This window comes from Nocardioides sp. Z40_12, assembly GCF_058215795.1.
Genome location: NZ_JBZAJA010000002.1, coordinates 262,409 through 274,916, shown reverse-complemented (window position 1 = coordinate 274,916; position 12,508 = coordinate 262,409). Strand labels below are relative to the sequence as shown.

Sequence of the window (12,508 nt, the reverse complement as noted above, 5' to 3'; positions counted from 1 at the left end):
GGGCGTGAGCAGGCGCGCGATCGAGGTTCGCTGGTCGGCCGTGAGTGGCGGAGCAGACGCTAGGGCAGCCGCCACGTGCTCGGCCAGGCGAGCGGCCTTCAAATCCCGGCGAGCACCGACGAGCTCGGGGTCGTAGGACGGTCGATCACGAGAGAGTGCCGCAACTTTGGCGCGGTAGTGCGGCCAAGGGGCTAGGGGTGTGGCCTCCATGTATCGCTCCTGAGCAGGAAGATTCCTGCCCGCGATGGAGGGCCTTGCAGTGCGCCTCTCGAGCCGAGCATCTGCTGAAGCGCTAGCAGCGACTACAGATTAGCAGCCAACTCCCTCAAGACGCGTGCGTCGATGTAGAACCGTCTTGTAATGCCGTCATTCTCCTGGCGCTCCTTCCAACCTGGCTGAGTCAACAGGTGCTTTCGCACCTTCTCGCCAGTCTCGTGTCGCAGTGCGAAGTCGCACGAGCACAGCGGGCACGTGAAGCGGTGTCGCGTGCGCCCCTGCCCCATCTCCTCCAGGGTGTTGTGCTCCGGTGGGTGCTCGGACGTGCCCCACTCGACGACTTCCCAAGCCTCTGCGGTGACCTTCTCAATTGCCAGGTAGTCAAGGTTCTTTTCGTCTGTCCACGTCAACCGACCGATCGTTGCCCGCTTCTTGGGATGGGATGCGTCCGAACACGTCGCCAAGACCATGTATCGAGTCAGAGTCACGCGTTCACCCTCCACACGTAGCTGAGCCGGTCAGGGGTCCAACGCGCCCCGCGGGCCTTTGCGGGGGCGATCGCGACGGCTTCGAGCAGTCGCTCGCAGATGGCTCGGCGTCGGTCAACGTCGAGGACGTTAAACGTCTCCGGGTCCACAGTCTGCGGCCCTCCCTGTCCGCCCGCCTCGGCGTCCCACGTGGCACGCTCGTCAGCCAACTCGGCCTGTTCTACCTCCAGTGCCGTCACCTGCGGAAAGGCGACGGCGGCCGACATGGCGCCGGAGTTGTACGCCGCCATGACCTCCGCGATCTTCGTGGGGATGACGGCCAACCGGTCAGCCATGGGGAACGGAGCGCGGGGCGGCGCGTCCAGATCACCCTCTTGTACTAGCCGCGCCACCACGACGGCCGACACCGTTTCGTCTGTCAAGGCGCCATTGATCGTCACCCGGCGTCCGTTGCGCTTACCGTCGCAGCCGTAGTTGAAGCCCTCGGGCGTGGCAGTGCCGTACATGCGCGCTCCACAGTCCCCACAACGCACGATGCCGCTCAACAGGTAGACCCGGCGCCCTCGGCGCCCTCCCCTGCCTGTCCGGCCACTCATCGCGGCTTGTAGGCGGTCAAACGTCGCGTCATCGAGGACAGGTTGCCAAACTCCCCGCACGGGGGCGCCGGACGCGTCGCGGGCGATCTTGCCTTGGTGAACGCGCCAACCGGCCAGACGTGGCGCCTTGAGCAGTTGCCGCAAAGCGCGGTGATCCCACTCATTCCCCCGTGAGGTTCGGACGCCCTGACCGTTCCACCGGCGCACGATGGCGAGCAAGCCCACACCCTCGAGCACATCAGCCACGGCCTCGCGGATCAGCGCAGCCTCGTGCAGGTCCAGATTCACCTTGTCTGCATGCCAGCCGAACGCCCGTGCACCATGGTGGACCGTCCCGGCTTGCGCGCGCTGAAGATGTGCGCGCTTGATCCGCTCCCCCGCCCGCTCGGCCTCCCCTGCGTCCACACTGGCCTTGATCCGCGCAGTCATGCGCCCGTCAGCGGTTGCGAGGTCGTCAGAGCCTGACACCACAGTCCGCACGGTCACCCCATGCTTGTCGTGCAGGTCGAGCAAGTCCTCGAGCTCTCGCAGGCGACGAGTTAAGCGACTGTTGGAGTAGGCGAGGATCGCCTCGAATTCCCCTTCGCGGGCGGCCTTCATCATGGCGGCGTACTGCGGTCGCGGCTTGCGAGACAGTGACGAAGCGCCAGCGTCGTTGTCGGTGTAGACCCGCACGATCTCGAACCCCTCACGAACAGCTAGCGCGCGGGAGTCCTCCTCCTGCCGAGTCACGCCAGCGCGCAAACCCTCGGGGTCTCGGCTGATTCTGCAGTAGATCGCGGCTCTCATGGACTCGAGATTAACAGGGTTAAGGACTATTGTTTAGGAAGAGGACCCCGCAGTGGGCGCGGCTCAGCTCGCCGGGCCGGACCCGGCCGCTGCCCCCGCCCAGGATGCTGGCCTTGGAGGAGTCGTGGTGCGGTGCGTGGAACGGGGGTCTGACGAGGAGCTCCGGCACCGCTCGCAGCGGGCCGGAGAGCGAGCGCACCGCGGTGACCTCGAGCGCCTCCTCCCGGGTGAGGTCGGGGAGGATGCCAGGGATCCGCTCGGCCAGGCTCGTCTTGCCGGCGCCCTTGGGCCCGGACAGGAGCAGGTGGTGCCCGCCCGCGGCCGCCACCTCCACCGAGAACTTCGCGTCCTCCATGCCGACGAGGTCCGCCAGGTCGAGGTCGTCGGCGCGGTCCTCGCCCCGCCAGCTCAGGAACTGGCTGCCCGACGGGTCCGTGACCGGCTCCGCCGTCGGCACGAGGTCGCCGCGCAGCTGGGCCACCACCTGCCCCAGGGAGCGGACCCCGAAGACCTCCATGTCCGGGACCATCGCCGCCTCCCGGGCCTGCGGCTCGGGCACGAAGACCCGGCGGAAGCCTCGCCGGGCCGCTGCCATCACCATGGGCAGGACGCCGGCCACCGGGCGGAGCCGTCCGTCGAGACCCAGCTCGCCGATGAAGACCGTGTCCCGCAGGGCCTCCCGGGGCACGTCCCCGTCGGCCGCCTTGATCCCGAGGGCGATCGCGAGATCGAAGTGGGTGCCCCGCTTGGGCAGGTCGGCGGGGGCCAGGAGGATGGTCACCCGTCGGGTGGCCGGCCACCTGGGGGCGTCGTGGGTGATCGCCATCCGCACCCGGTCGCGCGCCTCCAGCAGGGAGGCGTCCGGGCGGCCCACGATGGTGGCCCCGACCACGCCCGGCGAGATGTCGACCTGTACCTCGATCAGGTGGCCGACCGCTCCCTCGAGCACGAAGGTGTGCGCGGTGGCCACCATCAGCCAACCCCGCGCACGTGGTCGACGGTGGCCGAGCCGCGCCGCGGGCGCATCACGGCCACGATGTCGATCCGGATGTCGTCGGGATGCACCTGGTGGGCGTGCACCCACTGGCCGGCGAGGCGCCGCAGCCGGCTCAGCTTGGCCTCGGTGACCGCCTCGTGGGGCGTGCCGAAGGCGTCGCTCGACCTCGTCTTGACCTCGCACACCACCAGCGTGCGGCCGTCCCGGAGCACGAGGTCGATCTCGCCGGCCTCGCCGTGCCAGTTGCGGTCGAGGACCACCATCCCGGCCTCCACGAGGTGGCGGGCGGCCACCTCCTCGCCGTAGGCGCCCAGTGCCCGGTTGCGTCCTGGACCGGCCCCGATGGCCGTCATGTCGTCGTCTCCATGCAGGCAGCGTGCCGCGCTCCTCGCCCCGTCCGCCGGGGAGCGCCCCGGGGCTGTGCAGGACCCTCGGTGCCCGCGACCTGTGGACGTCCAGGGGGCCGTGTCGGTCAGGCCTTGGGCAGGTCCATCTCCTGGTGGCTCAGCTCCTCGACGTTGACGTCCTTGAAGGTGAGCACCTTGACGTTCTTGGCGAAGCGGGCCGGACGGTACATGTCCCACACCCAGGCGTCGCTCATCGACAGCTCGAAGAAGACGTCGCCGTTCTCGGTCCGCGCCTTCACGTCGACCTGGTTGCACAGGTAGAAGCGGCGGTCGGTCTCCACGACGTACTTGAAGATCGAGACCACGTCGCGGTACTCCCGATAGAGGGTGAGCTCCATCTCGGTCTCGTACTTCTCGAGATCCTCGGCGCTCATCGACTCTCCTGGGGGTGGGGACGGACCTCGACACTAGCCGCCGGGGGTGGGTCGCAGGGCGATTGCGGCGGCGGTTCGCCGGGACCTTCGAGGCCGGCCGCCCGCCGGACGTTGACGAACCGCCGCCGATGCGCGGGACACGGGCCGTGCTCGGTCAGCGCCTCGCTGTGCACCTGGGTGATGTAGCCCTTGTGCGTCTTGAAGTCGTACTGCGGCCAGTCGCGGTCGAGCTCGAGCATCAGGCGGTCGCGGCTCACCTTGGCCAGCACCGAGGCAGCCGCGATGCAGGCCGCGACCCGGTCGCCCTTCCACACCGCCAGGCCGGGGACCTCGAGGCCGTCGACGGGGAACCCGTCGGTGAGCACGTAGGCCGGGCGGCGGTCCAGGAGCGCGACGGCCCGGCGCAGCGCCTCGACGTTCGCCACGTGCATGCCGAGCCGGTCGCACTCCTCGTTGTCGACGACCACCACCGACCAGGAGAGCGCCCGCTCGACGATCTCGGCGTAGCACCTCTCCCGGGCGCGCTCGGTGAGGAGCTTGGAGTCGGCGAGCCCCGGCACCACGCCGCGCCGGCCCTCGGGCAGGATGCAGGCGGCCGCGACGAGGGGGCCGGCGCAGGCACCGCGACCGGCCTCGTCGACCCCGGCCACCGGCGCCAGGCCGACCCGGCCCAGCGCGCGCTCGTAGCCGTAGAGCCCGGCGTCCCGCCGCACCGTGACCCCGCGGGGCAGGCCCGCGGGACGGCCGGCGGTGTGCGCGGTGGAGCGGCTCATCCGGAACCGGCCGCCGCCACGTCGTCGAAGGTCTCGGGACGCTTCACCCAGCGGAAGTTGTCGGTGGGCCAGAGCACCAGGAAGACCTTGCCGACGACCTGGTCGACGTCGACGAACTCCCGACCCGGGACGCAGTCGGTCTCCGCGGGCAGGCACATCTTGGAGGTGGAGTCGGCGCTGTGGCCGCGGTTGTCGCCCATCACGAAGATGTGGCCCTCGGGGACCGGGCCGGCCTTCCAGTCGCACGAGCCGATCATCGGGCCGTTGCACTGCGTGCCCGGGTCGTCCTTGACGTAGTCGTCCTCGACGAGCGGCTCGCCGTTGACGGTGATCCGGCCCTCCTCGTCGCAGCACTCGATCACGTCGCCGGCCACGCCGATCACGCGCTTGACCAGGTGCCCGCCGGAGGGGTAAAGCCCGATCTTGGTCATCGCCTTCACCAGCGGGTTGTCGGGGCCCTCCACCATGCTGCCGCTGAGCCAGCCGCCCGGGTCCTTGAAGACCACCACGTCGCCGCGCTGCGGCTCGCCGTCGCCCCAGTAGGAGACCTTCTGCACCAGGATCCGGTCGTTCTCCACCAGGCCGGGCTCCATCGACTCCGACGGGATGTAGAACGCCTGGACGAAGAAGGTCTTGACCACGATCGCCAGCACGAGCGCGACGCCGAGCAGGAGCGCGGTCTCCTGCCACAGCGGCATGTGCTTGCGCGCCGACCGGGACGCAGAAGACCGCGATCCCACCTCCCCGTCGTCGTCGGGAGAGATGGGATCGCGGTCTTCGTGAGTCACGACCAGAGACTAACCAGTGCTCGGTGGCCGCGATGCTCAGGCCTCGCGGCGCTCCTTGATCTTGGCCTTCTTGCCCCGCAGGTTGCGCAGGTAGTAGAGCTTGGCGCGGCGCACGTCACCGCGGGTCACGACCGCGATCTTCTCGAAGATCGGGGAGTTGAGCGGGAAGGTCCGCTCCACACCGACGCCGAAGGAGACCTTGCGGACGGTGAAGGTGCGGCCGACGCCCGAGCCGTGGATGCGGATCACGACGCCCTGGAAGACCTGGACACGCGAGCGGTTGCCCTCGGTGACCTTGACGTGGACCTTGATGGTGTCACCGGCCCGGAAGGCGGGGACGTCGTCGCGCTTGATGGCGTTGCCGATGTCGGCGATGAGGTTGGTCATGTCGCTCCTCGCGGGTGCCACAGGTCAGCCGCGGTGTGTGGTGGGACGGGAGGTGTCGGGCCAGCGGGTCACCCGGCGGGTGACAGATGGTCGGCGGTGTCGGGCTCCCCCTGTGGCAGGGGCCCGGCACAGGTCCCCCGCGTGAACTCCTCGGGGCCACCCTTCGACCGACTGGCCAGCGGCCAAGTCTGCCACAGGGCCGTCAGCGCCGAGAAATCCGCTTGGTGAGCACCACCGGGCCGGACCGGCCCTCGCCCGTCGCGGCGACCCGGAAGCCCGCCTTGCGGTACATCCGCAGGTTGTCCAGGCTGCCGGTGCCGGTGCGCAGGCACATCGAGGTGGCCGCGTCCGGCGCGACCCGCTGGACGTGCTCCAGCAGCACCCGTCCCAGCCCACGGCCCTGCAGGTCGGGGGCGACCATCAGGCGCCCGATCTCCCACTCGTTCCCGACCAGCCGGCCGCGGACCGAGCCCACCAGCCGGCCGGCGGAGCGGACGACGTAGGTGTCCCAGGAGCGAAGCGACTCCTCCACGTCCTCCAGCCCCTCGCGCAGCGGGGGGAGGTCGAGGTCGTCGTTGGCGAACGCCTCCTGCACCCAGCAGGCCAGCTGCAGGGTCAGGATCTCGCCCGCGTCGCTGCGGCGGGCGGCCACCACCTCGACGCCGTCGACCAGGGTGCTGGCGTGCAGCAGGTCGGGCCGCCGCTCGGCGGTACGGCGCAGCGCCTCGCTCCGCCGCCAGGCCGAGATCGCCGCGTGGTTGCCCGAGAGGAGCACCGGCGGGACCTCGTGGCCGCGCCAGGACTGCGGCTTGGTGTAGACCGGGTACTCCAGCAGGCCGCCCTCGTGGGACTCCTCGGTGAGGGACTCGGGGTTGCCCATGAAGCCCGGCAGCAGCCGGACCACGGCCTCGGTGATCGCCAGCGCCGCGACCTCGCCGCCGTTGAGGACGTAGTCGCCCAGCGAGATCTCCCGCACCTGCGCCACCTCACCGGCATGGTCGATCACCCGCTGGTCGATCCCCTCGTAGCGGCCGCAGGCGAAGACCAGGTGCTCGTGGGTCGCCAGCTCACGCGCGACGTCCTGGGTGAACGGCGTCCCGCTGGGGGTGGTGAAGACCACGGTGCTGCGCGCACCGGCCCCGACCAGCTGGTCCAGGGCCTCACCCCAGGGCTCGGGCTTCATCACCATCCCCGCGCCCCCGCCGTAGGGGGTGTCGTCGACGGTCCGGTGCCGGTCCCGGGTCCATGCCCGCAGGTCGTGGACCTCGACCTGCAGCAGGCCGGCGTCCCGGGCCTTGCCCGGCAGGCTCAGCTCCAGGGGCCGCAGGTAGTCGGGGAAGATGGAGACGATGTCGATCCGCACGACTCAGTCCTCGTCGGGGAAGGGGCTCACCAGTCCGGGCCGGTCCGCGACGACCAGCCGCCCGGCGGCGAGGTCGACCTGCGGGACCAGCGCCGCGACGAAGGGCACCAGCGTCTCCCGGCCGTCGGTGGCCGTGACCTGGAGCAGGTCCTGGGCGGCGCCGGGGACCAGCCCGCGCACGGTGCCGATCGCCCGCCCCTGCTGGTCGACCACCTCCAGCCCGACCAGCTGGTGCTCGTAGAACTCCTCCGGGTCCTCCGGCGTGGCGTCGAGGGGGATGTCGGCGTGCATCACGATCCCGCGGGCGGCCTCGGCCGCGTTGCGGTCGGCCACCTCGGCGAAGCCGAGCAGCAGCACCCCCTGGTGCCAGCGGGCGGACGTGACCGTCAGCTCGCGCAGCGGGCTCGCGGAGCCCTTCGGGGGCTCGACCCGGAGCCTGGTGCCGATCTCGAAGCGACGCTCCGGCTCTTCGGTGCGCACGTCGACGGTCACCTCGCCCCGAAGACCGTGCGGCTTCCCGATCCGACCCACCACCACGTCGATGCTCTCCACGGGCTCAGGGTAGAGGGCGACGTGCGGCCAGATGCATCGTGGGCGCCACCCTGACGGGTGACGCCCACGACGTGGTTCTGCTCAGAGCCCGGCTCAGCGCCTGCGGTCGACGTCCACGAAGTCGATCCGCGCACCGCCCCGGCCGGCGAGGGCCGAGATGACGGTGCGGAAGGCGGTCGCCGTGCGGCCGTTGCGGCCGATGACCTTGCCGAGGTCGTCGGGGTGCACCCGCACCTCGAGGATCGAGCCGCGGCGCAGCTCCTTGTCCCTGACCGAGACGTCGTCAGGGTTGTCCACCACCCCGCGGACGAGGTGCTCCAAGGCATCGGCCAGCATGCTCAGGCCTCGCTCTTGCCAGCGTCCTCGGCGGTGATCTCCTCGGCCGCCTCAGCGGCCTCGGCAGCGACCTCGGGGGTCTGGTCGGCCGGCACGGCGGCGGGCTTCTCCTCGACCTTGTCCTCGGTCTTCTTGTCGTCCTTCTTCGACGACTTCTTGGTCACCGCACCGGCCTTGGGCTCGCTGGCGGCGTCCTTGAGGGCCTCGTTGAAGATCTCGAGCTTGTCCCGCTTGGGCTCGGCCACCCGCAGGGTGCCCTCGGTGCCCGGGAGGCCCTTGAACTTCTGCCAGTCACCGGTGATCTTGAGGATGGCCTCGACGGCCTCGGTCGGCTGCGCGCCGACGCCGAGCCAGTACTGCGCCCGGTCGGAGACGACGTCGATGTAGGACGGGTCCTCCTTCGGGTGGTACTTGCCGATCTCCTCGATGACGCGCCCGTCGCGCTTCTTGCGCGAGTCGACGACGACGATGCGGTACTGCGGCACCCGGATCTTGCCCAGGCGCTTCAAACGGATCTTGACGGCCACGTTTGTGGTGTCTCCTTGCGAAGTTGAGGTTGGTGAGCGAGCCGCAACCAGGTGGGGACCGGGTCGGATCACTCGGAGGGCACTGACTCGTCCGGATGAGAGGGTCCGTACGGACAGGACACGAGGAAATAGTCTGCCAGATGTCCGCCTCGTCCCACCAATCGCCTCCGCGGTCCCGGACACGGAGCGGCGGCCGGGCCCCGAGACGTCAGGCCACCACCCGCCCGCGCAGCACCACGCGGGCCGGTTCGTAGAGCACCGAGAGGTCCAGGCGCGGGTCCCGGTCGTAGACCACGAAGTCGGCCGGGGCGCCCTCGGAGAGGTCGCCGTTCCAGCCCAGCCACTCGCGCCCCTTCCAGGAGACCGCGGCCAGCACCTCCTCGGCGGGCAGGCCCATCCCGGCCATCGCCAGTGCCTCGCCGGCCAGGTGACCGTGCCGGCCGGGCCCGCCGCCGTCGCTGCCGACGTACATCTGGACCCCCGCCTCGTGGGCCGACATCAGCACCTCGCGGCGCCGGGCGTAGAGCTCGTCCATCGTCGCCGAGTAGGCCGGGAACTTCTCCCGCCCGCCGGCGGCGAACTCGGGGAACTTGGCTGTCTGCATCACCGTCGGCACCAGGGCCACCCCGGTCGCGGCCATCTGCTCCACCTGGGCCACGGAGAGGCCGGTGCCGTGCTCGATGCAGTCGATGCCCGCCTCAAGCAGGCCCTGGAGCACCTCGACCCCGAAGCAGTGGGCGGTCACCTTGGCACCGTGCCGGTGCGCCACCGCGATGGCCTCGGCGAACGCGGACGGCGGGAACGACGGCGCCAGGTCGCCGGCCTCCCGGGAGATCCAGTCCCCCACCAGCTTGACCCAGCCGTCCCCGGCCCGCGCCTGCTCGGCCACGTAGGCAGAGAGCTGCTCCGGCTCCACCTCGTGGCCGAAGTTGCGGATGTAGCGGCGCGTCCGGGCGATGTGGCGCCCGGCGCGGATCAGCCGGGGCAGGTCGTCGCGCTCCTGGACCCAGCGGGTGTCGCTGGGCGAGCCGCAGTCACGCAGCAACAGCGCGCCGGCGTCGCGGTCGGCGATCGCCTGCCGCTCCGTCTCCTCGTCGCTGACCGCGCCGGGGTCGTCCAGGCCCAGGTGGTTGTGGGCGTCGACCAGCCCCGGGACGATCCACCCCGACGCCACCGTCTCGGCACCCGGCTGCGGCTCGTGGGTGACGCGGCCCTCCACCACCCACAGCTGTGAGGCCTCGCCCGTCGGCAGGACCGGACCCGAAAACCTCGACGCTCTCATGGGGCGACCGTAAGCCACGCGCCCCACGCGAGGCCGCTACTGTCCTCGGGTGAGTGTGGAAGGACACGCGGCCCGAGGCCTGCGCAACCTCGGCCTGTTCCTCAGGTTCGGCCTGGTCGGCGCCTCCGGCGTCGTGGTCAACCTGGCCACCCTGGTGCTGGTCAACCGGCTGGGCTCCCACCCGGACGGCGCGGTGGTCGGCCTGCCCCTCACCGACTTCAACGTCCGCTGGTACCACGTCTTCTCCACCGTGGCGTTCCTGGTGGCCAACGTGTGGAACTTCCAGCTCAACCGCTCCTGGACCTTCCGCTCCAGCGGTCACGCCCGGTGGTGGGACGAGTACTGGCCGTTCCTGGCCGTGGGGCTGCTCGGGCAGGTGATCGGCCTGCTGCTGCTCACCCTGCTGATGCACCCGGGCTCCGCGCTGGCCCTGCCCACCGACGTGCTGGATGACTCGACCGGCTTCCGGACCCGGCTGTACTGGGGCCAGCTCATCGTGATCCTGGTGGTCACCCCGTTGTCGTTCGTGCTCAACAAGCTGTGGACCTTCGCCGCCGTCCGCGGCCACCGGCCCGGGCACGGAGCCGGCCGGCAGTCATAGCTGCTCCCAGAGCCACGCGGGGCTCATCACCATCGCCCCGAGCCCCTCGACCTGCGCGCGGAGGAACCGGTCGGCGGTGATGACCGTGACACGTCGCCCCGCCTCGCGGGCCGCACGGGTCTGCGCCACGATCGCGGAGTCCCCGTCCTTGGGGGCGTGCACGGTCAGCACGTGCGCGTCCCGGCCGGCCCGCACCCCGCCCTTGGCCGCGCCCTCCAGCACGAGGGCGATCTGGTCGTGCGGCAGGTCGGCCACCAGCAGCGCCTCGTGCAGCCGGCGCGCGGCGCCGGCGCGGTCCTTCCACCAGCCGTCGGGCCGCGAGCCGACCACGTTGGCCGCGTCGACCACGAGCAGGGTGCCGTCCACGGGGCGGGTGATCCGTCAGCTCACTTGAGGAACTTGGAGAAGTCCTTGGGCAGGTCGAGCGCCGCGGCCGCCTTCTCGTAGTCGATCTCCTCGCCGCCCCCGAAGGGGTTGGCGCCCGCCCCGGGCTGCTTGCCGCCGGCGGCCTTCTGCGCCGCCGCCTTCGCCGGGTTGCCGGAGACCCGCTTGGACTTGCCCTTGCCCTTCTTGGGCTGCTTGCCGCGCTTGGGGCCACCCATGCCCGGCAGGCCCGGCATGCCCGGCATGCCCAGCATCCCGCCCTTGGCCATCTGCTGCATCATCTTGCGCGCCTCGAAGAAGCGGTCGACGAGCTGGTTGACGTCGGAGACGGTGGTGCCGGACCCCTTGGAGATGCGGGCCCGACGCGAGCCGTCGATGATCTTGGGGTTGGCCCGCTCGGCCGGCGTCATCGAGGAGATGATGGCCTGGATGCGGTCGAGCTCGCGCTCGTCGAAGTTCTCCAGCTGCTCGCGGTACTGCCCCATCCCGGGCAGCATCCCCATGATCTTCGTCATCGAGCCCAGCTTGCGCAGCTGCTGCATCTGCTGCATGAAGTCGTCGAGGGTGAAGTCGCCCTTGCCCTGGAGCAGCTTCTCCGCCGCCTGGAGCGACTGCTCCTGGTCGAAGGCCTTCTCGGCCTGCTCGATCAGGGTGAGCATGTCCCCCATGTCGAGGATCCGCGACGCCATCCGGTCGGGGTGGAACAGGTCGAAGTCGGTCATCTTCTCGCCGGCGGAGGCGAACATGACCGGCTTGCCGGTGAGCGAGGCGATGGAGAGCGCGGCCCCACCGCGGGCGTCGCCGTCGAGCTTGGTGAGCACCACGCCGTCGTAGCCGACTCCGTCGAGGAAGGCCTGGGCGGTGCTGACCGCGTCCTGGCCGATCATCGCGTCGACCACGAAGAGGACCTCGTCGGGGTCGACCGCGTCGCGGATGTCCGCGGCCTGCTTCATCAGCTCGGCGTCGACGCCGAGCCGGCCCGCGGTGTCGATGATGACCACGTCGTGCAGGGTCCGCTTGGCCTCCTCCAGCGCCGCCCGGGCCACCCGGACCGGGTCGCCGACGCCGTTGCCCGGCTCCGGTGCGAAGACCGGGACGCCGACCCGCTCGCCGTTGACCTGGAGCTGGTTGACGGCGTTGGGCCGCTGGAGGTCCGCGGCGACCAGCAGCGGCGTGCGGCTCTGCTCCTTGAGCCAGAGGGCCAGCTTGGCCGCGAGGGTGGTCTTGCCCGCACCCTGGAGGCCGGCGAGCATGATCACCGTCGGCCCGGTCTTGGCGAAGCGGAGCCGCCGGGTCTCGCCGCCGAGGATGTTGACGAGCTCCTCGTTGACGATCTTGACGATCTGCTGGGCGGGGTTCAGCGCCTGGCTGACCTCCTCGCCCCGTGCGCGCTCCTTGACCGCACCGACGAACTCCTTGACCACGGGCAGCGCGACGTCGGCCTCGAGGAGGGCGATCCGGATCTCCCGGGCGGTGGCGTCGATGTCGGCCTCGGAGAGCCTCCCCTTGCCACGGAGGTTCTTGAAGGTCTCGGCGAGCCGGTCGGAGAGTGTGGCGAACACGTGCGTTCCTTGCGTCGAGGGCCCCAGGGCGCGGGGCGGAGGTGGGGCGATGGTGCCGCGATGGCTGCGCACAAGACTAACCGGCC

At 70.7% G+C, this 12,508-nt stretch carries 16 protein-coding genes; 1 reads left to right on the top strand and 15 read right to left on the bottom strand.

From position 1 onward, the window contains the following. Window positions 1-302 precede the first annotated feature (302 nt). The 13 genes from AC4BG9_RS04495 to AC4BG9_RS04435 form a co-directional block, all read right to left on the bottom strand. Window positions 303-704, bottom strand: a complete 402-nt coding sequence (locus AC4BG9_RS04495; RefSeq protein WP_490569877.1) for a hypothetical protein — start codon at window positions 702-704, stop codon at window positions 303-305. Continuing rightward, complete coding sequence (locus AC4BG9_RS04490; RefSeq protein WP_490569876.1) at window positions 701-2,089, bottom strand: recombinase family protein; 1,389 nt, start codon at window positions 2,087-2,089, stop codon at window positions 701-703. Before AC4BG9_RS04490 ends, AC4BG9_RS04495 begins: the two co-directional genes overlap by 4 nt. A gap of 19 nt (window positions 2,090-2,108) precedes the next feature. Beyond that, window positions 2,109-3,062, bottom strand: a complete 954-nt coding sequence (locus AC4BG9_RS04485) for an ATP-binding protein (protein ID WP_490569875.1) — start codon at window positions 3,060-3,062, stop codon at window positions 2,109-2,111. Continuing rightward, window positions 3,062-3,439, bottom strand: a complete 378-nt coding sequence (locus tag AC4BG9_RS04480) for a YraN family protein (RefSeq protein ID WP_490569874.1) — start codon at window positions 3,437-3,439, stop codon at window positions 3,062-3,064. Before AC4BG9_RS04480 ends, AC4BG9_RS04485 begins: the two co-directional genes overlap by 1 nt. Window positions 3,440-3,558: 119 nt before the next feature. After that, window positions 3,559-3,867: a DUF2469 domain-containing protein gene (locus AC4BG9_RS04475; RefSeq protein ID WP_490569873.1), complete on the bottom strand. Its 309-nt coding sequence runs from the start codon at window positions 3,865-3,867 to the stop codon at window positions 3,559-3,561. Next, on the bottom strand, window positions 3,864-4,640 hold the full coding sequence (locus AC4BG9_RS04470) for a ribonuclease HII (RefSeq protein WP_490569872.1): 777 nt from the start codon (window positions 4,638-4,640) through the stop codon (window positions 3,864-3,866). The genes AC4BG9_RS04475 and AC4BG9_RS04470 overlap by 4 nt, the downstream gene beginning before the upstream one ends. After that, window positions 4,637-5,428 (bottom strand): signal peptidase I, encoded by a 792-nt coding sequence (gene lepB, locus AC4BG9_RS04465; RefSeq protein WP_490569871.1) that lies wholly within the window; start codon window positions 5,426-5,428, stop codon window positions 4,637-4,639. The genes AC4BG9_RS04470 and lepB overlap by 4 nt, the downstream gene beginning before the upstream one ends. Before the next feature lie 36 nt (window positions 5,429-5,464). Next, entirely contained in the window at window positions 5,465-5,815 is a 351-nt protein-coding gene (rplS, locus tag AC4BG9_RS04460; RefSeq protein WP_490569870.1) for a 50S ribosomal protein L19, read from the bottom strand. Between the two features lie 202 nt (window positions 5,816-6,017). Continuing rightward, window positions 6,018-7,178 (bottom strand): tRNA (guanosine(37)-N1)-methyltransferase TrmD, encoded by a 1,161-nt coding sequence (gene trmD, locus AC4BG9_RS04455; protein WP_490569869.1) that lies wholly within the window; start codon window positions 7,176-7,178, stop codon window positions 6,018-6,020. Between the two features lie 3 nt (window positions 7,179-7,181). Beyond that, window positions 7,182-7,730: a ribosome maturation factor RimM gene (gene rimM / locus AC4BG9_RS04450; protein ID WP_490569868.1), complete on the bottom strand. Its 549-nt coding sequence runs from the start codon at window positions 7,728-7,730 to the stop codon at window positions 7,182-7,184. A 93-nt stretch (window positions 7,731-7,823) separates the two neighbouring features. Then, window positions 7,824-8,066, bottom strand: coding sequence for an RNA-binding protein (locus tag AC4BG9_RS04445; RefSeq protein WP_489966845.1), 243 nt, complete (start codon window positions 8,064-8,066; stop codon window positions 7,824-7,826). Window positions 8,067-8,068: 2 nt separating this feature from the next. Next, window positions 8,069-8,593 (bottom strand): 30S ribosomal protein S16, encoded by a 525-nt coding sequence (gene rpsP, locus AC4BG9_RS04440; protein ID WP_490569867.1) that lies wholly within the window; start codon window positions 8,591-8,593, stop codon window positions 8,069-8,071. Window positions 8,594-8,801: 208 nt separating this feature from the next. Further along, window positions 8,802-9,875 carry an amidohydrolase family protein gene (locus AC4BG9_RS04435; RefSeq protein ID WP_490569866.1) on the bottom strand — a complete coding sequence of 358 codons (1,074 nt, stop codon included), beginning with the start codon at window positions 9,873-9,875 and terminating at the stop codon, window positions 8,802-8,804. A gap of 49 nt (window positions 9,876-9,924) precedes the next feature. Here AC4BG9_RS04435 and AC4BG9_RS04430 point away from each other — a divergent pair, with 49 nt between their 5' ends. After that, window positions 9,925-10,476: a GtrA family protein gene (locus AC4BG9_RS04430; RefSeq protein ID WP_490569865.1), complete on the top strand. Its 552-nt coding sequence runs from the start codon at window positions 9,925-9,927 to the stop codon at window positions 10,474-10,476. Here AC4BG9_RS04430 and AC4BG9_RS04425 read toward each other — a convergent pair. Next, entirely contained in the window at window positions 10,471-10,842 is a 372-nt protein-coding gene (locus tag AC4BG9_RS04425) for a PIN domain-containing protein (RefSeq protein ID WP_490569864.1), read from the bottom strand. The genes AC4BG9_RS04430 and AC4BG9_RS04425 overlap by 6 nt on opposite strands. 20 nt (window positions 10,843-10,862) lie before the next feature. After that, window positions 10,863-12,422 (bottom strand): signal recognition particle protein, encoded by a 1,560-nt coding sequence (gene ffh / locus AC4BG9_RS04420; protein ID WP_490569863.1) that lies wholly within the window; start codon window positions 12,420-12,422, stop codon window positions 10,863-10,865. Between the last annotated feature and the right edge of the window lie 86 nt (window positions 12,423-12,508).